This window comes from Methylotenera sp. (assembly GCF_029946165.1).
Taxonomy (GTDB): Bacteria; Pseudomonadota; Gammaproteobacteria; order Burkholderiales; family Methylophilaceae; genus Methylotenera.
On the sequence record NZ_JAQSDZ010000006.1, the window covers coordinates 52,805 to 73,633 of the forward strand.

The 20,829-nt window shown below is 42.7% G+C and carries 25 protein-coding genes; 3 read left to right on the top strand and 22 right to left on the bottom strand.

All coding sequences use genetic code 11. From position 1 onward, the window contains the following. Window positions 1-59 precede the first annotated feature (59 nt). The 8 genes from PSV17_RS04480 to PSV17_RS04515 form a co-directional block, all read right to left on the bottom strand. Window positions 60-479, bottom strand: a complete 420-nt coding sequence (locus PSV17_RS04480; RefSeq protein ID WP_013149202.1) for a secondary thiamine-phosphate synthase enzyme YjbQ — start codon at window positions 477-479, stop codon at window positions 60-62. Window positions 480-792: 313 nt separating this feature from the next. Next, entirely contained in the window at window positions 793-1,602 is an 810-nt protein-coding gene (locus PSV17_RS04485) for a quinoprotein dehydrogenase-associated SoxYZ-like carrier (RefSeq protein ID WP_300480085.1), read from the bottom strand. 125 nt (window positions 1,603-1,727) lie between these two features. Beyond that, window positions 1,728-2,117, bottom strand: a complete 390-nt coding sequence (locus PSV17_RS04490) for a VOC family protein (RefSeq protein ID WP_300480087.1) — start codon at window positions 2,115-2,117, stop codon at window positions 1,728-1,730. A gap of 89 nt (window positions 2,118-2,206) precedes the next feature. After that, window positions 2,207-2,734: an adenine phosphoribosyltransferase gene (locus PSV17_RS04495; protein WP_300480088.1), complete on the bottom strand. Its 528-nt coding sequence runs from the start codon at window positions 2,732-2,734 to the stop codon at window positions 2,207-2,209. Between the two features lie 15 nt (window positions 2,735-2,749). Further along, window positions 2,750-2,980 (bottom strand): hypothetical protein, encoded by a 231-nt coding sequence (locus tag PSV17_RS04500; protein WP_300480089.1) that lies wholly within the window; start codon window positions 2,978-2,980, stop codon window positions 2,750-2,752. Between the two features lie 39 nt (window positions 2,981-3,019). Continuing rightward, entirely contained in the window at window positions 3,020-4,804 is a 1,785-nt protein-coding gene (aspS, locus tag PSV17_RS04505) for an aspartate--tRNA ligase (protein WP_300480090.1), read from the bottom strand. Window positions 4,805-4,853: 49 nt separating this feature from the next. Then, window positions 4,854-5,468, bottom strand: a complete 615-nt coding sequence (locus PSV17_RS04510) for a DUF502 domain-containing protein (RefSeq protein WP_300480092.1) — start codon at window positions 5,466-5,468, stop codon at window positions 4,854-4,856. 30 nt (window positions 5,469-5,498) lie between these two features. Next, a complete protein-coding gene (locus PSV17_RS04515; protein WP_300480094.1) occupies window positions 5,499-5,783 on the bottom strand; it encodes a zinc ribbon domain-containing protein in 285 nt (94 codons plus the stop codon). Window positions 5,784-6,096: 313 nt separating this feature from the next. Here PSV17_RS04515 and PSV17_RS04520 point away from each other — a divergent pair, with 313 nt between their 5' ends. Genes PSV17_RS04520 through PSV17_RS04530 form a run of 3 tightly spaced genes read left to right on the top strand, consistent with a single transcriptional unit; the run spans window position 6,097 to window position 8,750 of the window. Further along, complete coding sequence (locus PSV17_RS04520; RefSeq protein WP_300480096.1) at window positions 6,097-7,149, top strand: hypothetical protein; 1,053 nt, start codon at window positions 6,097-6,099, stop codon at window positions 7,147-7,149. Window positions 7,150-7,158: 9 nt separating this feature from the next. Then, window positions 7,159-7,992, top strand: coding sequence for a lysophospholipid acyltransferase family protein (locus PSV17_RS04525; RefSeq protein WP_300480097.1), 834 nt, complete (start codon window positions 7,159-7,161; stop codon window positions 7,990-7,992). Then, entirely contained in the window at window positions 7,989-8,750 is a 762-nt protein-coding gene (locus tag PSV17_RS04530; RefSeq protein WP_300480098.1) for a glycosyltransferase family 2 protein, read from the top strand. Before PSV17_RS04525 ends, PSV17_RS04530 begins: the two co-directional genes overlap by 4 nt. 5 nt (window positions 8,751-8,755) lie before the next feature. On the opposite strand, the gene fabG is transcribed toward PSV17_RS04530, so the two are convergent. The 14 genes from fabG to PSV17_RS04600 form a co-directional block, all read right to left on the bottom strand. Continuing rightward, window positions 8,756-9,475 carry a 3-oxoacyl-ACP reductase FabG gene (gene fabG, locus PSV17_RS04535; RefSeq protein WP_300480099.1) on the bottom strand — a complete coding sequence of 240 codons (720 nt, stop codon included), beginning with the start codon at window positions 9,473-9,475 and terminating at the stop codon, window positions 8,756-8,758. A gap of 22 nt (window positions 9,476-9,497) precedes the next feature. Beyond that, window positions 9,498-9,968 carry a hotdog family protein gene (locus PSV17_RS04540; protein ID WP_300480101.1) on the bottom strand — a complete coding sequence of 157 codons (471 nt, stop codon included), beginning with the start codon at window positions 9,966-9,968 and terminating at the stop codon, window positions 9,498-9,500. Next, window positions 9,962-10,774, bottom strand: a complete 813-nt coding sequence (locus tag PSV17_RS04545; protein ID WP_300480103.1) for a beta-ketoacyl synthase chain length factor — start codon at window positions 10,772-10,774, stop codon at window positions 9,962-9,964. Before PSV17_RS04545 ends, PSV17_RS04540 begins: the two co-directional genes overlap by 7 nt. Continuing rightward, on the bottom strand, window positions 10,774-11,985 hold the full coding sequence (locus PSV17_RS04550) for a beta-ketoacyl-[acyl-carrier-protein] synthase family protein (RefSeq protein WP_300480105.1): 1,212 nt from the start codon (window positions 11,983-11,985) through the stop codon (window positions 10,774-10,776). Before PSV17_RS04550 ends, PSV17_RS04545 begins: the two co-directional genes overlap by 1 nt. A gap of 80 nt (window positions 11,986-12,065) precedes the next feature. Then, window positions 12,066-12,875, bottom strand: a complete 810-nt coding sequence (locus PSV17_RS04555) for a polysaccharide deacetylase family protein (RefSeq protein WP_300480106.1) — start codon at window positions 12,873-12,875, stop codon at window positions 12,066-12,068. Further along, window positions 12,868-13,530, bottom strand: a complete 663-nt coding sequence (locus PSV17_RS04560; protein ID WP_300480108.1) for an alpha/beta fold hydrolase — start codon at window positions 13,528-13,530, stop codon at window positions 12,868-12,870. The genes PSV17_RS04555 and PSV17_RS04560 overlap by 8 nt, the downstream gene beginning before the upstream one ends. Next, window positions 13,530-15,941, bottom strand: coding sequence for an MMPL family transporter (locus PSV17_RS04565; RefSeq protein WP_300480110.1), 2,412 nt, complete (start codon window positions 15,939-15,941; stop codon window positions 13,530-13,532). Before PSV17_RS04565 ends, PSV17_RS04560 begins: the two co-directional genes overlap by 1 nt. 32 nt (window positions 15,942-15,973) lie before the next feature. After that, window positions 15,974-16,591: a LolA-related protein gene (locus PSV17_RS04570; RefSeq protein WP_300480112.1), complete on the bottom strand. Its 618-nt coding sequence runs from the start codon at window positions 16,589-16,591 to the stop codon at window positions 15,974-15,976. Between the two features lie 8 nt (window positions 16,592-16,599). After that, window positions 16,600-17,583: an acyl-CoA synthetase gene (locus PSV17_RS04575; RefSeq protein WP_300480114.1), complete on the bottom strand. Its 984-nt coding sequence runs from the start codon at window positions 17,581-17,583 to the stop codon at window positions 16,600-16,602. 1 nt (window position 17,584) lies between these two features. Then, on the bottom strand, window positions 17,585-17,899 hold the full coding sequence (locus tag PSV17_RS04580; protein ID WP_300480116.1) for a hypothetical protein: 315 nt from the start codon (window positions 17,897-17,899) through the stop codon (window positions 17,585-17,587). Window positions 17,900-17,901: 2 nt separating this feature from the next. After that, a complete protein-coding gene (locus tag PSV17_RS04585; RefSeq protein ID WP_300480118.1) occupies window positions 17,902-19,257 on the bottom strand; it encodes an AMP-binding protein in 1,356 nt (451 codons plus the stop codon). A gap of 17 nt (window positions 19,258-19,274) precedes the next feature. Then, window positions 19,275-19,727, bottom strand: a complete 453-nt coding sequence (locus PSV17_RS04590; protein WP_300480120.1) for a hypothetical protein — start codon at window positions 19,725-19,727, stop codon at window positions 19,275-19,277. A 212-nt stretch (window positions 19,728-19,939) separates the two neighbouring features. Further along, window positions 19,940-20,209, bottom strand: coding sequence for a phosphopantetheine-binding protein (locus PSV17_RS04595; RefSeq protein WP_300480121.1), 270 nt, complete (start codon window positions 20,207-20,209; stop codon window positions 19,940-19,942). Between the two features lie 454 nt (window positions 20,210-20,663). After that, window positions 20,664-20,807 carry a hypothetical protein gene (locus tag PSV17_RS04600; RefSeq protein WP_300480123.1) on the bottom strand — a complete coding sequence of 48 codons (144 nt, stop codon included), beginning with the start codon at window positions 20,805-20,807 and terminating at the stop codon, window positions 20,664-20,666. Window positions 20,808-20,829: the final 22 nt, after the last annotated feature.

The following is a 20,829-nucleotide window of genomic DNA, read 5'->3' on the forward strand; positions in this document are numbered from 1 at the left end:
CTCAGAAAATCGCCAGCAGAATAACAAATAGGTTACTAGAGTGATTTGATATAAATCAGCTACTCGCCAATAATTTTAACTAACACGCGCTTCTTTCTGCGGCCATCAAACTCACCGTAAAAAATCTGCTCCCAAGGGCCAAAATCCAAGCGGCCTTCGGTAATTGCCACAACAACCTCACGACCCATTAACTGGCGCTTCATGTGCGCATCGGCGTTATCTTCGCCTGTATCATTATGGCGATAGCTGCTCACAGGCTCATGCGGCGCAAGCTTCTCAAGCCATTGCGTGTAATCGTGATGCAGACCACGCTCGTCATCGTTAATAAAAACACTGGCAGTAATATGCATGGCATTGATTAATACCAAGCCTTCTTTTACGCCGCTCTCGCGCAAGCACTCATTCACTTGCTCGGTAATGCGAATAAACGCCACGCGGGTTGGCGGGTTAAACCATAATTCTTTACGATAGCTTTTCATTGTAGGCTCTCTAGAATATTAACAAGCATCATTTTAACATTTCACCTGTGCTATGCACGAGTGCATCTTATTCATTAAAACTTATCGATTCGTCATTCAGTCGGGACGGAATCTAGTCAAGGTTAAATATTAGAGCATTAAATTACAATCACTTGTATTCAAACCTGATTGGATACCAGCCTTCGCTGGTATGACGGCTTTTTGAAAATTTTGGTAATAATTCTGCTGCTTTTATATTCGCGCAAAGGTATGTATATAAACAGGGCAATAAAAAAGGCTTCCTACTGGAAACCTTTGTGAACACGCAATTAACTTAGCCCTTAACATCCACTTGCTGTACGAAAGTTTTACCTTCATTATCAGTAGCCGTTACTTCTAATTTACCAGCGGCTTGTGGCACAAAGTTAAATTTAAAATAAGGGTCTTCTGCAGTCCCTACGCCTACATCTATCAACAACAATGGCTGGCCGTTATATAAAAACTCTGTTTTATTAATATAAAACGCTGGTACAAAACCTTGTGAAACTAACTCACGTTGCAAGCCTGTACGCATTGGATGTTTAATGTTAAAAGTGGTTGAAGTAGCGCTGCCTATCGTTGCTGGCTCATCTACTTTAAATTTAATTTTGCCTGCGCTGGCACGAATAGCTGCTTCATCACCTTCAACCGTACCGCCACAACCACCAGCAGCGCGAATCTCGCGAGAGGCAAGGTATAACTTACCGTTAGCATCTTCACCAACTAAACGGACAAAGGCATCAGTTTCAAAGCGAATGCGTGTGGCTAACTGAAAGTTTCCCAGCGCATCCGTTAAGTGATAAGTAGCGGTTAATGGGATTGGGTTAGCATCCACAAACGCATACAATTTAGTGATTTTCACACCATTGGCTGCGGCGTTATCAATGCTATAAGTCACAGGCACTTGCGCACCACTTTCAGCACGGCGTGGCGCATCTATCTTAATGAAGCTCGCATCCTGCATATCACGCTTGGCGAAGAAAGCTTCTTTCATCACAGGCCACAGCTTTGGGTCGGGTTCGGCACTGGCTGGCGTTGCCAAAACAACAGACATTAATGTTGCTAGCATTAACTTTAAATAAATATGCTGCGTAATTTGTTTCATTCTAATTATTCTCCCCAAACTTCATTAACCCAAAATGTATTGTTAAACGCATATTCTATGGGTTTAACTTCAATGTATGTGACAGCAGTCACATAAGAAAATTCAATTGCTTGAATGAGTGAAATTTACTCATTATCCATGTAGAAAAACAGTTCAATGCCATTGCCTACTGGGTCTTTAAAGTTAATTTGTTTAACATTCAATACTGGCAAATCGCGAATGGAGTAGTCAACGTTATGCGCCTTTAAATGCGCTTCGGTCGCAGGCATGTCAGTGCAGGTGAATGAAACGTGGTCTATGGTGGTAAGCACATTAGTCAGCGGTTCACCCTCACCGCGATACTCCGCCAGATGCATCACATGCGTATCGCCGATGTATAACCAAAAACCGCGGCTAGTAAACCCTTCGCGCGGCCCGACTTTTAAGCCCACAACATCGCAGTAGAAATCTTTAAGTTTCAGCATCGTCTCGTAAGGCGTGCGAAGGTTAACGTGGTTTAGTTGGGTGACTGGCATAATATTTTAACAATCTAGATTTAAGTATATTTAAACAGTTTGTGGGAAATTTACCGCTAATGCAAGGTGCAGGCAAAACCTGTAAAACATTAGTCACCTTCAAACTCACATAATGAGAAAGGTTTGAGTCCAATTTCAATTAATCGTTTCGAGCCACCCAAATCCGGCAGATTAATCACGAATGCACAGCCCATGACAACGCCGCCCAACTTCTGAATCAACGCCGCAGCGGCTTCTGTCGTGCCACCAGTAGCAATCAAGTCATCCACTAGCAATACCTGCTCGCCCTGCGCAACCGCATCGGTATGAATTTCCACGCGGTCAGCACCATACTCCAAAGCATAATCGTGGCCGATAGTTTCAGCAGGCAACTTGCCAGATTTACGAATAGGCACAAAACCCACACCCAGCGTATAAGCCAGTGCCGCACCAATGATAAAACCACGCGCTTCGATACCCGCGATTTTATCTATTTTTTGATTGGCATAATGATGAGCGAGCGCATCAACCACCATGCGAAAGCCGATAGGGTCTTTCAACAAAGTGGTAATGTCGCGAAATTGAATGCCTTGCTTGGGGTAATGCGGAATGGTGCGTATTAAGGATTTTAATTGCATGCTGTAGCCAAATAGTTACTGCTTAAATTGACCTTTTTCACACCAAAATTTGGTATTTATCTCAGGTTGGTTCTGAAAAAGTAATTGAGCCTGATCACAATTACCTTTATTGTAAACCTCACCATCCTGTGAATCAAAGGTAGCCACATGAATGCGCATATTTGAATCCGTCAAACTATTTCGGTAAAGCGTGAATATTTCGCCATTACTTGTATCAGAACAAGCGACTAAAAACAAAGTCGCCATTCCGATTTTCAATAAAGTTAAAATATTAACATCCCCGTATTAAGTAGCAGGAGTCTGCGAGCGAACGCGTATATGCAACTCTCTCAACTGTTTCTCATCAACCTCATTCGGCGCATTCGTCATTAAGCACTGAGCACGCTGGGTTTTAGGGAAGGCAATCACGTCACGGATAGATTCTGCACCTGTCATTAAAGTGACCAAACGATCTAAACCGAAGGCTAGGCCGCCGTGTGGAGGTGCGCCGTATTGCAAGGCGTCTAGCAAGAAGCCGAATTTTTCTTGGGCTTCTTCTTTGCTGATTTTTAGTGCGTCGAATACTTTAGATTGCACGTCTTGTTTATGGATACGTACTGAACCGCCGCCTACTTCCCAGCCGTTTAGCACCATGTCATAAGCTTTTGAAAGCGCAGCTCCTGGGTTAGAAACAAGTAAATCTTCGTGACCATCTTTTGGGGCAGTGAACGGATGGTGTAATGCAGCCCAACGATCATTTTCTTCGTCATGTTCAAACATTGGGAAATCAACCACCCACAATGGCGCCCATGCACGACCATCAACATGGCCTTTATCGTGACCGACTTTAAGGCGTAATGCGCCAAGCGCCTCGTTGACCACTTTAGATTTATCTGCGCCAAAGAAAACGATGTCGCCGTTTTGTGCGCCTGTACGGTCGATAATTGCTTGCAATGCCGTCACATGAATGTTTTTAACGATTGGGCTTTGTAGACCTTCTTCGTTTAATTTTGTCACGTCGTTAATCTTGATGTACGCCAAACCTTTAGCGCCGTATATTTTGACGAATTCTGTGTAAGCATCAATTTCGCTACGAGCAATTGCCGCGCCACCTGGCACACGCAATGCCGCCACGCGACCACCGGCCATATTTGCTGCGCCTGCAAACACTTTAAAATCTACGTCTTTCATCACATCTGAAAGCTCGGTGATTTCTAGCGTTACGCGCATATCTGGTTTATCTGAACCATAACGCGTCATTGCCTCGTGGAATGACATGCGTGGGAACGCCGCTGGCAAATCTACGTTTTGCACAGATTTAAGCATTTGACGAATCATCTCTTCAACGATGTCCATGATTTGATTTTCGGTCATGAACGATGTTTCTATATCCACTTGCGTGAATTCTGGCTGACGGTCAGCACGTAAATCTTCATCGCGGAAACATTTGGTGATTTGGAAATAACGATCGAAGCCAGATACCATCAATAACTGTTTGAATAATTGCGGTGATTGCGGCAATGCAAAGAACTGACCAGCATGAACGCGGCTAGGCACCAAGTAATCACGCGCACCTTCTGGTGTTGAACGTGTGAGCATGGGCGTTTCAACTTCAATGAAGCCATTGGTATCTAAATAATCACGCAAAGTTTTAGAAACGCGATAGCGCAACATCATGTTTTTTTGCATCGCTGGACGACGTAAATCAATGTAACGGTGCTCTAGGCGCACGGTTTCAGTTAAGTTTTCATCATCTAACTGGAACGGAGGCGTGAGTGAAGCATTGAGAATTTCAATCTCAGTGGCAATCATTTCAACTTCGCCAGTGGCCAAGTTTGCATTAGTTGCGCCTTCTGGGCGCGCATTAACAACACAAGTAACTTTTAGCACATATTCACTACGCACACTTTCAGCAATAGCAAATGCTGCTTTTGCATCAGGATTAATCACGATTTGCGCCAAACCTTCACGGTCGCGCAAGTCAATAAAAATCACGCCTCCGTGGTCACGGCGACGGTGTGCCCAACCACATAGAGTAACTGTTTGGCCGATGTGTTCGCGGTTTAAATGACCGCAGTAATGTGTACGCATAATGTTAAGTTCTTGTTAAATAGTCGGTTAATTGAATTGTTTTTTATTGCTAGTAGCTTATTTTGTTTTTAAGCTTTTTAGAAGGTGCCACTACGCCCATGCTAATAATGTATTTAAGTGCTTCATCCACACTCATATCTAGTTCTATGACTTCAGCGCGCGGCATCATTAAAAAATATCCACCTGTGGGGTTGGGCGTTGTAGGAACGTAAACACTGACAAAGTCACCTTGCAAGTGATTGACAATATCTCCACCAGGTTGACCTGTGATAAAAGCCAGAGTCCAAGAACCTTCTCTTGGAAATTGCACTAATACGGCCTGACGAAAAGCATTACCAGAATCTGAAAACAAGGTATCTGACACTTGTTTAACACTGGCATAAATAGACTTTACGACTGGAACGCGTGCGAGCATTGCCTCCCATAGGTTAATCAACTGCTTTCCGAAGAAATTGGTAGCTATTACGCCCGTGCTGAGAATAATCACCACGGTAAGCAATGCGCCGATACCGACTATCTCATGACCGAGTAAAGCTTTCGGACGCCAACTCATGGGCAATAGAAATAAGCTTTGATCCATGATGCCAATAACGCTTGATAGCACCCATACTGTAATAAACAGTGGCACTAACACTAGCAAACCAGTAATAAAATATTTTTTCATGTACTTAGAGAATCAGATAGATCATAAGAATTAATGGCAAGCACAGCCAGTAGCACAAGCAGCTGGTGCAGCTGCTACCTCAGACTTTTTTTCAGTCGAAGTCTCACTTTTTGCTGCGGGTGCAGACTTGTTGCCATTTTTAAAGTCAGTCGCATACCAGCCACTACCGCTTAACTGAAAGCTAGGAGCAGATAATTGTTTGCTAAAAGTTTCAGCGCCACAGGATGGGCAGGCCTCAGTGCTGGCAGCGCTAATTTTGCGCATGACTTCAGCCTTATGGCCGCAACTTGTACATTGGTAATCGTAAATAGGCATAAATACCTCATTAAACAGTTAGATAACCGCGAATTATACCTTATTTGATCACTTAATTTTACGACTTAGCTAATCACACTCAGCAAAAATCAATCACTTTTAGCAGGAATGTTAAGAATTTAAGTGCCTGGGATTGTAGGCGAAAATGAATTTATATTGATCAGAGGTACTTTGGATTTAGACTTTGAGTAAGCCATCTTATTCGATTGAGCTTCTTGCTCGTAATATATAATCCATATGTTAGATTGTAAAAAAGTTTTAACTCATGAATTCCCACCGCCTTTCATATCATTTTCAGGATGCCACTTAAGCAATGAGTTTACCTATAACAGGCATAGAAACTATATGCATGCCTTTTGCAAATATTGAGCAACAAGAACAATCTTGGAAAGACAAAGCGCTGGGGGCTATCTGTTTTAGTGCGTCCCTCATAGATATGAAAATTGAAGGTGCGGCTGAAATTCCTACAATTTATTTGCAAGCTCCCCTTCTAGATGAAAACGAGACCTCCACCGAGGTTTGGCTTAATAGCCTCGCTTCGTCACAAGCTAAACCTTTGGTGAATGGGGCCAAAAACGCAATTCAATATCGATTGAGTGACGAGTTATTGTTTGGTGTGATCACTGTGCCAGAAAATGGCGTATTACAAAATGCCGCAGAGTCTGCTTATCGCCAAATATTTGCGTTGATGGAAGAAATGGATTACCCCTATATTTATCGGTTCTGGAATTACATGGCTGATATTAATGGCATTAGTCATGAGCTAGAACGTTATCGCCAGTTTAATGTGGGGCGCAAGAATGCATTTCTGGCATATGCTACGAGCGTTGGCACCCAGTTGCCTGCTGCTTGTGCTTTAGGTTTGGAGAGCGGTCCATTGACCATTGCTTTTCTGTTGGGTCGTCAGGCACCTATTGCAGTAGAAAATCCACGGCAAATCAGTGCTTATGAATATCCAGAAGAATATGGACCACGTGCACCGAGTTTTTCACGTGCGACTTTATTGCATACAGAACAAAATGAGATATTATTTATATCAGGTACTGCTAGCATCGTTGGGCATTTAACCATGCATCCATTAGATGCAGTGGCACAAACAAACGAAACCCTAGAGAATCTGGACGCTGTAATTAACGAGGCCAATCAGATGTTAGGTGAGAAAAAATTTGATTTACGCAATATCTATTTCCGGGTTTATATTCGCAGTGCGTCTGATTTATCTTTAGTGCGAAATGAAATGGAGCGATATATGGGCGGCGCAGTAAAAGCTGTTTTTATACAGGCGGATATATGCCGCAAAGAGCTTCTATTAGAGATTGAAGCCACTGCATTCTCCCCTGCCAGCAACCACATGGGCGCAATATAGTTGAAACTCATGAGAGACATATTGCTGACTATCTATGACTATTTTGTGTTGTATATGGGCTTGCTTTGGTTAGGTTTTTTAAGCCTGAGTTGGACAATATTAGCGACCCTACTATACCCTTTCTTGCCTGCGCGTTATGCAACGCTGTTAGGTCGACATGTCATCATGATATCTTTTCGGGCTTATCTTGCTAGCTTAACTATCTCGCGCCGATGTAATTTCGATTTATCTGAACTTGATGTATTAAAAGACGAAGCACCGCTGATTATTGCGCCAAATCATCCATGTTTACTTGATGCTGTGATGATTATTTCACGTTTACCGAATGTGGCTTGTGTTATGAAAGCCGAGCTGATGAACAATCTATTTTTGGGTGCAGGCGCACGTTTAGCGCGTTATATTTGCAATGGCCCTATACGCGACATGGTAAAACAAGCCAGTGAAGATCTTAATATAGGTAGTCACTTGCTATTATTTCCAGAGGGTACTCGCACAATTAATCAACCAATCAATTCTCTTAAAGGCAGTATCGCACTTATCTCTAAGCTAGCAAAATTGCCAGTACAAACGGTACTGATTGAAACAAACTCGCCTTATTTAAGCAAAGGCTGGCCTTTGTTTCGCAAGCCTATATTGCCTGTAAGTTACAAAGTTAGGTTAGGTAAGCGTTTTAATCCACCAATAGATACGCATCACTTCATCGCAGAGCTAGAAGACTATTTTTCGCAGGCATTAACATCTTCGAGTAATCCTGCAGCTAATGAAAATTTTGCTTGCCCTGACAAAGCTCAACGGAGTGCGGAGTTAGATAAATTGAAACCAAAGGGAACAAATTATTCATGATAACCACTTCTTCTAGTCACATCGTCCTTATTCCTAGTTATAACCCAGGCGAAAAAGTGTATGAAACTGTACGTTCAGCACGTCAATATTGGAATCCAGTATGGGTAATAATAGATGGCAGTACTGATGGCTCGGAAGTTACCTTACAAGCGATGGCTGCAGAAGATAATGGCTTGCGAGTCATCCATTTATTAGAAAATAAAGGTAAAGGCGCTGCGGTTTTACATGGTTTACACTTAGCCTTCGCAGAAGGTTACACACATGTATTGACGATGGATTCTGACGGCCAACATCCAGCAGAATTGATTCCTGTGTTCATGGCTGAATCCATGAAGCAACCTGGCGCGATGGTATTAGGTAAACCAATATTCGATGCGAGTGCTCCCAACATCAGGGTTCAAGGACGAAAACTCTCAAATTGGTGGGCTAATGTTGAAACTTTATGGGCAGGAATTGGCGACTCATTATTTGGCTTTCGTGTTTACCCCATCGAGCCGCTGATAAAAGTCATGCGCTTTCAGCCTTGGATGCGCCATTTTGATTTTGACCCTGAAGCCGCAATAAGATTAAGCTGGCGCGGCGTAAAGGTGGTTAACTTACCTGCACCTGTGCGCTATTTTAGTGTGGATGAAGGTGGTGTTTCGCACTTCCGTTATCTACGTGACAACATACTACTCACGTGGATGTACTCACGGCTATTTATCGGTTTTTTACTGCGCCTACCATTGTTATTGATAAGGCGCTTGCTAAACAACTGATTAGGTTAAATCATGCCGCCATTGATAGAGATAATCTGCCCTGTAATGTAAGTAGCTTGATTTGAAACTAGGAAACTAACCAAATCAGCCACCTCCGTTGGCGTACCGGCACGCTTCATTGGCACCATATTGGCAATGGTCTTTGCGTCAAATGCAGTTTCACTCATTGTGGTATCAATAATTCCGGGGGCAACTGCGTTAACAGTAATGCCTCTACTGGCGATTTCTAAAGACAAGGATTTAGTCGCAGCATTAATTGCACCTTTAGCCGCTGAGTAATTGGTTTGACCACGATTACCAGTCAGTGCCGCGACAGAGGATACATTAACGATACGTCCCCAGCGACTGCGGATCATCGGCATCATTAATGGTTGTGTTACGTTAAAAAAACCATGTACAGATACGTCGATTACCTTATGCCATTGATCTGGCCGCATACCTGGAAAAACTGCATCATCATGGATGCCAGCATTATTAACCAGAATCTGGATGGGGTCATTCTCGACTAATGGGGTTAGTACAGCATGCACTGCAGCGCTGTCAGTCACATCAAATTGCAAAGCCTCTGCACTACCACCAGCCGCACAGATTTCAACGGCTAATTGCTGAGCAGCAGCAATGCCTTGGTTTGCGTGGATATAAACATGGTAACCATCCGCCGCGAGACGACGGCTAATAGCGCAGCCTATTCCTCCACTACCACCTGTAACTAAAGCTCTTTTCATAAACTGCCTTCGTGTAAATTCATTATTTAATGGCGAGTGCATCTGCATCTAAAACCACAGCGGCACGCCCTTCTAGTAATAGTTTGTCATCAGCTGACACGGTAAATTGGTAAAGCATATTACTTTCACTTGCCATAATGCAAACAGCCGTTATCAGCAAATCTGAAACGATATCATCCAATCTTGTCACGGCCATAGTAACGCCACGTACGCTCACTAAATAGCCTACTTTAGGTGTTTCGCTATCAGCAGGTGCTAACAATGCACCATGCACAGCCATTGCCTGAGCGGCATATTCAATACCGCATGAGATGCCTAATTTTCCGTGTGCGCGCAATGGGTTATCAGGGGTACGATGACTATCGGCAAGACAAGTAATTTTTTCTTGATCCCACGCCAGTACATTGCTTAATAAACACATGCTGCCTTGATGCGGAATATGACTTTCGATCCAAGCATGATCTAGTTTCTGATTCACCTGCTGAGTTAACATGCGCTTACCTCAATGGCTAAACGTAAGTCATCGAGGTAATCTAACACAACGCGACGGTCTTTTTGTTGGGCTAAAGCCTGCAATAAAGGTAAACCGCGTGCTGCTGGAATCGCCAAACGCAAGGCTTCTAGCGCAACATCATCAAATTGGTCTGCGGGGTCCTGAGTAAGGCTAACTTTTATTTGAGCAAGAGATTTTTGGCTCGCTTGCGGTGCAAGTATTAATGCGATACCGCAGTTGTTAGGGATAGGTCGTTTAGCAAACATGGGTTCAGGATATGGCGTATCGCTCGCCATTAATATGCAGCGTGTATGATCAACTACAACCTGTGTCAATGCATCTAATAATCCTGCGCCAAAGCTGGCATCGAACGCACATAGCACTGATGAAGTTGCCATATTCCCAGTCGCAATGCTCCAGTAGCCTGCGGCAGCATTATGCACAGAGTTATGAAAGCGCGTAGGTGAAATTTGCCTGTCCTCAGAGGCCAGCATTTCGCAAATAGTGTGGCAGTTCAGACCATCACCATTAGAAAATGAGAATACACTAGGTAAATTTTCTTCTTGTAATCCAGCAGTAGTGATGGCTTCTAAAGAAGTCGCCAAGGTCAGTTTAACAATATCACTGGCGCGTCGTCGTTCTGCAGCTGGCAATAATTCAGGCGCTGGAATGATTGTTTTTGAGGGTTGGTAATGTTGTAAACCATTCAATATAGCCTGACTATTTGACCAGCCAGATAAGCCAGGGCCTAATAGACCGATGCCTTCAATATAAGCATTCAGATAAGTAATAGGTTCAGCGTTCATCAGACTTGATCTCCATTTTTTGCAAGTCCAAAAACTAGGCTGCAATTAGTACCGCCAAAGCCAAATGAGTTACTCATCACGTAGGATAAAGCTTGAGGCTGATTTTTTAACTGGTAATTCATTTTAAGCAATGGATCAACCTCATTGGTATTAAGTCCGCCAACTATAAATCCATTTTGTAATGCAAGCCCACAAATCACCGCTTCCACCGCACCTGCAGCACCTAATGTATGGCCAGTAGCACCTTTGCTAGAGCTGCAAGGTGGTGTGTCGTTGCCAAAAACAGCAGTAACCGCCTTCGCTTCCGCTGCATCATTACTTGGCGTTGCCGTACCGTGCAGATTAATATAATCAATATCACTTGGTACCAAGCCAGCACTTTCCAAGGCTTGTTGCATGGCCATACGCGCACCTAAACCTTCTGGATGAGGTGAAGACATATGGTAAGCATCACTCGACTCCCCTATCCCAAGCAGTAGCACGTCATTTGGCTGTAGATTAGCAGAAGGTTTTTCCAATAGGGCGAAAGCTGCAGCTTCGCCAATCGAAATTCCATCACGTGCAGTGTTATATGGTCGACAAGCTTGTGTGGAGAGCAGCCCTAATGAATGGAAGCCATACAAAGTGGTTAAGCACAGCGAATCGACACCACCTACGACGGCGGCATCAATTAAGCCAGCTTCAATCATGCGACGCGCCACGCTGAATACCTTGGCACTTGAGGAGCATGCTGAGGATACGGCTAAAGCTGGGCCAGTAAGTTTGAAATATTGTCGGGTAAAATCTGCAACTGAATAAGTGTTTTGAGTTTTTCTATAAACAAAATCGTCAGGCAACGCTCCAGAAACAGAATCTCTGGAACGAAAAGCAATCTCTGTTTCTAGGATGCCAGAAGTGCTGGTGCCTATGAATACACCGATACGATTGCGCCCATATTTTTCTGCGGCAAGTTTAACCGCTTCATCAAATCCGTCTTGTTGTAATCCTAACTTTGCCAGACGGTTATTGCGGCAATTATACTCACTCATATCTGCCGTCATTTTCACCTGGTTGACTTCACTGACTTCGCCAATAAACGTGTTTAATTCTACCGTTTCAAAATCACACGGCTTTAAGCCTTTTCGACCTTGTTGCAGTGCATCTAATGTTTGCTTCAGCCCTTGCCCAATACAACTGGTAGCTGTGAAATGCGATAACAATAAAGGTTTCAATGAATCCCCCTTAACGCTTTGAGTGTGGTTAGTAATTTATACATTTTTTGCTTCGCTGTTATGTTGTTACGATCTGAATCTTAGAGTGCCTCTTGCAGGGTGACCCAGTGCAAATTTTTCTTTTTAGCTTCTTCCAACAGAGTGGGAAGTACCGTAAGAATAATCGGAATATTGAGTTTTGTAATAGCAGCATTGCCATCATGTAACAATAAAATTGCCCCTGGACGCAATCCTGATAATAATTTCTTACTCACCTTTTCTGCATCTCTAACCGTCGTATCAAAACCACGTACCGTCCAGCTTGCAAGCTTTAACCCTAAGCGATTAAGTGCTGGCTCTAAAAAAGGATTACGCAACCCTGCCGGAGCCCGAAAAAACTGAGGACGTGATCCTGTGACATCAAAAAGTGTTTTCTGCGCTGCCTCAATTTCACGAGTGAATCCTTTTAGCCCTAGCAGAGAGAAATAATGCCTATGCTGTTGACTATGATTTTCTATCTTATGACCACGTCGTAAAATTTCACGACTTAGTTCAGGGTATTTCGTCACATTTTTACCAATGCAAAAAAATGTAGCTTTCGCATGATAATGATCTAATATATCCAGCACTTGTGGTGTCACCAATGGCTCAGGGCCATCATCAATCGTCAGCGCGATCTCATTCCGGCTAGCTGCTGTAGATGGCAATTGTGTCCAATTTGGTCCTAACCAATTGCTTCGCGGCCACAATCCCACTGCGGCAATTAGCAAATGATTAAAAACAAATATAGCCAATATCCACTTCCATAAGTTTGGCGTGATTAACAATGCCACCAATAAAAGTAAATGAAGCGTTATAGATAGCTTAATCAGCACGGGGGAATGCCAAGATGGTTGAATAGCTTTATTCATGAATTGTTTTAATGAATCGTTTATCCAAAAAATTTTGCCATAACCGCTGCCATACTGGCCATGTATGCTCACCAGCAATTTTGTTAACTCGATCTTCGCACATCATTTCCGCCATCATCAAATAGCTTTCTGCGAAGCGGTCATCTTCACCGTAACCTAAATATACTTCAATATTTGTAGCAGTTGCATGAGTTTTTAGCCAACTCCAATTACCCAGTTCGACATCATCACTAGGTATAAATTCTGGTGTCCATGCCTGAACACCGCCTGCTGAGGCTAGCTTACCAGTAGTGATACGATTGCCAGGATAAGGCGCTAATAGTAAAAGACCTGTCAGTCCTGCGGGATAGCGATTGGCATATGCAATAGCGACATAGCCGCCTATGGAAATACCCGCCAACCAGATACTTTTATAACCTTTTGTGATGGCAACTTGTATTAACTCGCTATGGATTTCAGTGAGCGCGGTTTGATCGGCAATATGGCTGAACTCTAACTCTGCCATAATTAAATCCACTGCTAATTTACGTTCTTGCAATGCACTTACAAAGCCTTGCTCGATAAAATCTTCTGGGTGTTGATATGCGCCAGGTAATAATATAATAAGCGTATCAGCCTGTTGCCCAACCTGCGCCAAGTGGCTCAGATAACGCATCAGATTTTGGCCTTATCAGGTGGTGCATGACGTGCAAACACTGCTGAGAATATTAATGCGAGTATGACACCTGGTGCTACCGTAATCCCCATAGCCTGCAATACGGGCACATTGGAAAATGCGAGTAAACCAAAACCTAGTACTGTAGCCACATTGGCAAGTAGCAGTGATGCATAAGTGTGCGATGAAATCGCCTGTGTATGTTGATTAAGTGGCGGATTAAAAAAAAGTGCGTAATTAGAGCCAATCGCCACAATCAGTAATAGGCCAATCAAGTGCAATATAATCAATTGCTGTCCCAATAAAGCCAAGCCTGCCGTGACAGTGAGTACAGAGGCGATTAGGGGGGCAATGATAGCGAGTACGCGCACTGGTGAGCGCAATGCAAACAATAGCAGCATTACAATTGCCGTTAAACCTGCCAGCGACAGCATAATGGCTTCATGCATATAAGACGAATATAGGCGATTGGATTCAGTTTTCATATCTACAAATAATGCATTTGAAACTTGTGCCTGAGTTATAGCTTTACGCATTTGAGTTGCATCAATGTTGCCACTTTTTGGTGCAGTTAGCGGTATTAGTGCACTCCAGCGCTTGCCTTGCTGCAGCAACATTGCATCGACTGCCATTGCCATTGAAGTGCCATCTAAATCACTTCGCTGCAATAAAGGTTTTGTGCGGGATGCTTCTACATCCTGCACAAAAGGTGTAAATACTTTGGCGCGAACTGGTAAGTCTTTAATGGCGTTTTCTAAATTCGGTCTTAATTCTTCGGCATTAGGCAGACTATCTAATCGTGCCTGTTGTGTGTGTTGGCTAGGTAGGTAATGGCTGGCGCTGTCAAATGCTGTGAGTTCACCAGATTCGACCAATGGTTGTAGCGCAATGGATACTTTTTCAGAAGACATCAGTACCGCTTCTTGACTATTGCCAGAAACAACCACTAAGTAGCGTACATCAGGCGCGCCCATTCCAGCTCGCAAACGTGTATCGAGCGCCAAATCTGCGCTTGAAACAGGACTAAGCGCAGTAAGTTCACTATTCCATAAATGATCGTGGTGTTGATATACAACCAGACTGGATGCAACAATCAGACCAATTGCCGGCCATTTTAAGCGCGAAGCTAAATGTGCGTAATAGGATAGTTTTAGCCCTGCATTGTTTAAGTTTTGGATTTTAAAACCTGCGGGCAACAAATGCGGCAAAACATAACGTGTCATGGTAGCAGCTGCAATCAGCCCAGCTGTTGAATATAAACCAAGCTGGGCTAATCCAGGAAAGCCCGATAACATTAATGCTGCAAAACCAAATACAGAGGTTAGCACGCCTAATCTGACTGTAGGCCATACATTCGCTATCCATTGTTGACGATTTTTCTCACTCTTTCCATCCGCCGCATAATCAGACTGTATGAATAAATATATAGAATAATCTACCGCCTCACCGATTAGAGCCGTACCAAAACCTAATGTAATCCCATGCACGACACCAAATCCCAGACTAACGGAGGCAATGCCTGCCAGTATGCCAGTTGCAACAGGCAGAAAACCTAGCAGCAATGCAGTCAATGAACGATAAACGTACAGCAATAAAAGAGCGATAAGCACGGTGCTGACTATAAATATTAATCGCACTTGGCTTTTAATAGCGTCACGTGACACGACTGAAAATACGCCTGGTCCAGTCATTAAGAGTTTTGGCTTATTTTCGGTCACTATATACTTTTGGCTAATTACAGATAGGCTAGCTTGGTCGAAAGCTGCCTGAATTGTTTGCATCGCCAGTTTTTGTGCATCGGTATCAGAACCTACGGCGCGAGTCTGTAAGAGTAATAAAGACGTCTTACCATCATGCGATGCCCAAGCGCCATCAAATAACTGCGGACGACTTTCCGCATTCATTTGGTCTAGTAATTGAAGCATCTCGCCAGTAGGGTCGTGCGGAAGTAGCGACTTAAGCAGTAAACCAGCGGGCGAAGCAATCTGATCAATGCTATCACTGATGGCCGAATGCAATCCATCAACACTGAAATGCGCTGGTGTAACCGCAGGGCTTAATAAGTAACGGTTATTAAATAGATAAAGACGGTCACGCTCACTACTGATAGGCTCACCATTATTAACTGTTACAAATTCATCGTTGTTACGTAAACCCTGTGCAACTTCTTTAGAGAGTTTTGCACGAGTGTTGGCATCAGACCCTTCAATTCCAACCAATATCAGCCGAGATGCCACTCCATCTTTAAGCTGATCCAAGAGTAATTGTTGTTCAGCAGTAGGGTTGCTGGGCAAGAAAGCGGACAAGTCGGCGGTGAAGTGACTGCGGCTGATAATAACAGCGCATACGATTAACATTAGCAACCAAATAACGATTGCACTACGAGGTCGTTGTAATCCAGTTAAATTCATAAGATGGGCAGTTTTAGAAGTAGCAAAAATATCTACTCTAAAACGGGTAATGGTGTGATGCTCATCTGTGAGCTGTCGCCGTCAGCTTGTAAGATGTCTATTGTCTGCAGAGCATTGCCTAAGCCTGCAATGCTGATCTTTGCGACCACTTTTTTCATTTTATCTTCTATGGGAATTAAAGTGAGATTCCAACTTTGCTCATTTCCATCCATACTTAAGTGATAATTGCGCTCTAATGCCTGACGGTCGCCCGCTAAAGTCCCTCGAATACTATCAATGAATGCAGCGATCTCTGGATAGTTACGCAAGGCTAATACATGCTTTTTGCCACGCTGCTCAACAATCAATTTATCCTTATCCAACAGCATGCTTTCTGCTTTGGGTTTAAGTGTGCGTTTCTCTAAATGGTCTGGTGCGCTATAAAATAACTCTCCAGATGACTCCACAGGCTTTTCAAGTATGGCAATCGATTTTTTTTCAATAAAGCTTGCATGACTGGAACGCGTAGTAGCTAAAGACTGCATTAACTGATCAATACCCCAACTACCCTCCGCTTTAGCGAGGGGCGCCATTAACATGATGCTCAACAATAACAAGCCGCATAGCGAACAATGTAAAGAATTTTTATTAATTAACTTGATGGTTTTCATAGACTTACTCATTTCTTAATTAATTTTTTATTCAGCTTTTCATTCAAGGATCCAGGCACAGATTGCCAGTAATCGAAAAAATTAAACCAATTATAGGGAGCTAAACGTGTGTAACGATTTAGCAGTTCTGCATAACGCAAAATGGCTATTTCTACTGCCTTATTACGCCCTCCTGCGGGGATGTTAGAGAAGTCTGCCAAAGTCTCAAAATGTACCTGATAACGGTTATTACCCATATATAAGCCAACCATAAACACTACAGGACGGCGCAATAAAGCCGCCATGCGAAAAGGGCCTGTTGGTAGCGCAGCGCTTGCCCCAAGCAAATCAATTTCGGTCATTGGCTCATCGCCTAATGTACGGTCTGACAACATGCCGACCAGCATGCCATCGTCAAGCCGTTGCTGCACTTGTAACATAGAATCAATGCGTCCTAAGGGGATAACGTCCATAGTAGCTTCTGGGTTGATTGCGCCCAACATGGAGTTGATCTTTTGTGCATTATCTTTGTGCATGACCATCGCGACGCGCAAACCTGGAACTTTGCGCCCTATTGCACGCATGACCTCAAAGCTGCCAAGATGTGCGCCCATTAAAAACACGCCCTTACCTTCATCTATGAGTGAGCGAATATTTTCTTCGCCTTGTATTTCAATATCAAATAAATCATAACGACGATTAATCAAATATATGCGGTCATGTATGGTGGCCGCGAAACAAAAGAAATGACGATACAAATCTACCCAAGTAGCAGGGCGACCTAGTGCCCGCGGCAAATAGCTAAGAGAGGCACGGCGGCTATCCAGCGAAAACAATACAAAATAAGTAGCGATTAAATGTAGCACCGAGCGGGCAACAGTGCGACCTAAACGCAGTGATATCCAAGACATGATACCCAACATCAGCATATTGCTACGCTCTTGTCGTTGTAACCAAACAGCAGGTTTTATAGGCGCTAATTCTATAGGATCATTTTTATTAGTCGTTGTCATGCTAAGCATCCGCAGCAATTTGTGCTGCAATAAGATTACCGATAACAATTTGACGATTTCCTTCAAGCACTTCAAATTTGATTGAACCATTTGGGAGTTGCTCATGCTCAATAATCACTATCTCGTTAGGCTTTAATGGGTTCAAAAATTTAACAGAACTAATTTTCCAATCACTTTCAACTAAACCCGTCTCAATAGAAATAGCATGCATCACTTCATCTAGTAGCACTACGCCAGGAACAATGGGCGTTCCAGGAAAATGTCCTGCGAAAGCTGGATGATCAGCAGGTAGTATAAGTTGGATATGTTTTTTCATTATCAGTTTTGCGTACAACTTAAATCTTTATTTATTGAGGTATCGAAAAGTTTTTTCAGGGCTTCACGTGGTAATTTACCTGTGGCATTTCTGGGTAAAGTTTCCAAGAATAATAATGGGCGAGGCAAGAAAGCAGGGTCAATTTTGGTACGCAATGCGGCTAATAACTGACTAGCCGTTAAATTGGGCGCAACAACACATGCACTTAGCCGAGTGACATGATCATGTGATAACTCATCAGGCATAAAGAAAGCGCCATCAATTACCCCCTCAATGGCATTCAAGTGATGGTTAAGATTAGTCAGAGAGCTACGTTTACCTGCAATATTAATTAAATCCTGTGTGCGTCCATGCAGTAAAAAGAAACCTGGCTCGGTTAACTCTATGATGTCATTAAGCGTGGTTGCAACTTCTACATGACCACCCTCCGCAAATACTTGCTCACCTTGCTGTGTTAACTTTATCTGAGGTAATAATTGCCAAGAATCACCATCAATGGTGCGTCGAGTCGCTATTTGTCCTGTTTCTGTACTGCCATATATTTCTATTAATGGCGCTTTAAGAGTAGTTTCAACTTTATCTGCCAAGGTATAACTCAAAGGAGCCGTTGCTGAGAGTAGCAGTGCGGGCTCTGCAATATTTAGTTCAGAGTCTAATAGCAACCTTAAATGTAAAGGGGTAGAAACTAAAATGCGCGGTGCAGGTATGGATTGCATCGCGCTGCAAATATCCGCTGGATAAAATGGTTGCGCGCTACTTATGGCATTGCCACTTTGCCAAGGCAGCAAGACTGTAGATTCAAAACCATACATATGCTGAGGTGGAATAGTGCCAATAAAGCTGTATTCGTTGCTTTCTGATAAGCCAAGCCGTTTTGCCTGTGCCTGAACATTCTGTACTAGAGATCCCCATTTTTTGGGATGCGGATTAGGTTGACCCGTAGAGCCAGAGGTAAAGACAATCGCGATTAATTGTTGTGTATTAATTCGCGGAATTGAAACTTTTTTAGCGGGATGCTTAGGCATCGTTGGGTAGTTAAATCGCGGCAATGCAATATCACAATCATCATTGTCATATAGACAAAACACATCTGGAGAAAATATTTGTAGTTGACGTAACATTTCTGGTGTGTGCGTCGGAGGCAATACGCTAACTTTATTACTAATAATAGCTGCAGCTAAACCCACACTGAAATGATAGCGATCTTTGCATACATTAAGGATATGTTTGCCAGCTGGAAGTAATGTCGCTAAATAATTAACATCTGCAAGAAACTCCTCCACAGAAACACTAATCCCCTTACGCCATGCGATGGGTTTAGCAAATGAAGTATGAGTGATGAGAGGTAGGGTTTGCATGAGGGCCATACTAAAACTTAACGAACACGTGTAGATTTATCTAAATAAGCTTTTACTGCGTCAAGCACATGGCCTGTAGGAAGGTTTGTTAATAAACGTCGACGCAACAAGAACTCCACTATAAACATAAGTGCTACCAGCGGTAAGGTGAAGAAATTGACGAAGATTGACCACGTTGCTAACGGCGTCATAAAAAAAAACAATGTCGAGGTAATACTGATTGCTGCAAAAAATATCACCCAAGCCACAGTCACTCTACGAGCATAAATTTCATGCTCTGCTGGGAGCGAACCTCTATTAATTATTTCGGCAAAATGCACGCATAAAGGTTTACGACCTGGTAACAGCGTTTGTCCAAAAGTCATCATCAAGGCTAACATTAATCCAACATCCAATATCCAGAATACAAGCCCAGAATGCTCTTTTAAAAATGCCCATAAAAACCAAGAGATAATAGATAACGTAAGCAATATACTTATGCTAAATAAGTGCGATCTACTCTTCCAAGCATAGCTAAGCACAATTATGAATATGGGTATTAAGGCTAATACTGCAGCGAGTGAACTGGGAACGTTGGACGTGTTAACGTGGTGTACCAACAACGCATAAATTACAATACATGCCGTAATGCCTAATCCACGTGCAATTCTGATGAACTTGAGCATCATCCTTTACTGAAATCTCAGCTTGCCTTATTTGCTGCAACATAGCTTGTAAGATTGTGTAGCGAACTGAAAATTTCATGATTATTTTCGCTATCTGCCTTGAGCTGCAAACCATAACGTTTCGAAATGACCAAAGCAACTTCAAGAATATCAATAGAATCCAAACCTAGTCCGTCGCCATAAAGCGGTGCGTCTGGGTCAATTTCATTTGCTGAAGTATCCAGATTTAGTGCCTGAACCATTAATTCAGCAACCTCAAGTTGTAAAGCCTTGTTATTTTCAATCATGATTGTCATTTTAATAGAAACTCATCCTATTTGAATGAGTAATTAATCGGTGAGTTGATAGTATATTGAACCGCAGAGACTTGCCAAGTTTTTTTAGAGCATAACATGATTTAACTTTTTGACCATATCTCTGGGTTTAAAATATGCGAGGTCAGTCGGCAAGCTACAATGCTTAACCTTACCTTTAACATTAATAAATTTCGTGAGCAGCATCGTTGCGCTTTTACGATGGCACTATGAAGATTTTACAAATATACGTTTTAGAAACTTCGTTTGAAAATATGTCTAACTAGAAAAATTAGAATAAATAAACCCCATTAACTTATCAAGATGACGGGGTTGTTTACATTAAAAAGAATGGTAGATCCTAAAATGGTAGTTCATATATAACTAAATTAAATTATTAACTTTTAACTAATTGATAATAAACAATATTTGTTGTAAACATACTTATTCAAGCAACTTTGTGAGCCACAGGATTCTGCCAAAGTGGAAACTGTAATGCTTCAAAATAAAAGTTAAGTAAAGTTGGTTCGTTATGTGTAGGATTCTCGGCAAGATAATCGGCAATCTTTGTGACTACACGTTGAAGCAACAACACAAATTCTTCAGGTATTTGA

Coding starts and splice junctions, on each gene's coding strand:
- PSV17_RS04500 (WP_300480089.1), bottom strand. CDS start 2,980: ATGGCGACTTTGTTTTTAGTCGCTTGTTCTGATACAAGTAATGGCGAA.
- PSV17_RS04540 (WP_300480101.1), bottom strand. CDS start 9,968: ATGTTAACTCAGCAGGTGAATCAGAAACTAGATCATGCTTGGATCGAA.
- PSV17_RS04545 (WP_300480103.1), bottom strand. CDS start 10,774: ATGAACGCTGAACCTATTACTTATCTGAATGCTTATATTGAAGGCATC.
- PSV17_RS04495 (WP_300480088.1), bottom strand. CDS start 2,734: ATGCAATTAAAATCCTTAATACGCACCATTCCGCATTACCCCAAGCAA.
- PSV17_RS04580 (WP_300480116.1), bottom strand. CDS start 17,899: ATGAAAAAACATATCCAACTTATACTACCTGCTGATCATCCAGCTTTC.
- PSV17_RS04510 (WP_300480092.1), bottom strand. CDS start 5,468: ATGAAAAAATATTTTATTACTGGTTTGCTAGTGTTAGTGCCACTGTTT.
- PSV17_RS04595 (WP_300480121.1), bottom strand. CDS start 20,209: ATGATTGAAAATAACAAGGCTTTACAACTTGAGGTTGCTGAATTAATG.
- aspS (WP_300480090.1), bottom strand. CDS start 4,804: ATGCGTACACATTACTGCGGTCATTTAAACCGCGAACACATCGGCCAA.
- PSV17_RS04490 (WP_300480087.1), bottom strand. CDS start 2,117: ATGCCAGTCACCCAACTAAACCACGTTAACCTTCGCACGCCTTACGAG.
- PSV17_RS04530 (WP_300480098.1), top strand. CDS start 7,989: ATGATAACCACTTCTTCTAGTCACATCGTCCTTATTCCTAGTTATAAC.
- PSV17_RS04570 (WP_300480112.1), bottom strand. CDS start 16,591: ATGAAAACCATCAAGTTAATTAATAAAAATTCTTTACATTGTTCGCTA.
- PSV17_RS04480 (WP_013149202.1), bottom strand. CDS start 479: ATGAAAAGCTATCGTAAAGAATTATGGTTTAACCCGCCAACCCGCGTG.
- PSV17_RS04585 (WP_300480118.1), bottom strand. CDS start 19,257: ATGCAAACCCTACCTCTCATCACTCATACTTCATTTGCTAAACCCATC.
- PSV17_RS04515 (WP_300480094.1), bottom strand. CDS start 5,783: ATGCCTATTTACGATTACCAATGTACAAGTTGCGGCCATAAGGCTGAA.
- fabG (WP_300480099.1), bottom strand. CDS start 9,475: ATGAAAAGAGCTTTAGTTACAGGTGGTAGTGGAGGAATAGGCTGCGCT.
- PSV17_RS04485 (WP_300480085.1), bottom strand. CDS start 1,602: ATGAAACAAATTACGCAGCATATTTATTTAAAGTTAATGCTAGCAACA.
- PSV17_RS04565 (WP_300480110.1), bottom strand. CDS start 15,941: ATGAATTTAACTGGATTACAACGACCTCGTAGTGCAATCGTTATTTGG.
- PSV17_RS04525 (WP_300480097.1), top strand. CDS start 7,159: ATGAGAGACATATTGCTGACTATCTATGACTATTTTGTGTTGTATATG.
- PSV17_RS04560 (WP_300480108.1), bottom strand. CDS start 13,530: ATGCGTTATCTGAGCCACTTGGCGCAGGTTGGGCAACAGGCTGATACG.
- PSV17_RS04555 (WP_300480106.1), bottom strand. CDS start 12,875: ATGAATAAAGCTATTCAACCATCTTGGCATTCCCCCGTGCTGATTAAG.
- PSV17_RS04520 (WP_300480096.1), top strand. CDS start 6,097: ATGAGTTTACCTATAACAGGCATAGAAACTATATGCATGCCTTTTGCA.
- PSV17_RS04575 (WP_300480114.1), bottom strand. CDS start 17,583: ATGACAACGACTAATAAAAATGATCCTATAGAATTAGCGCCTATAAAA.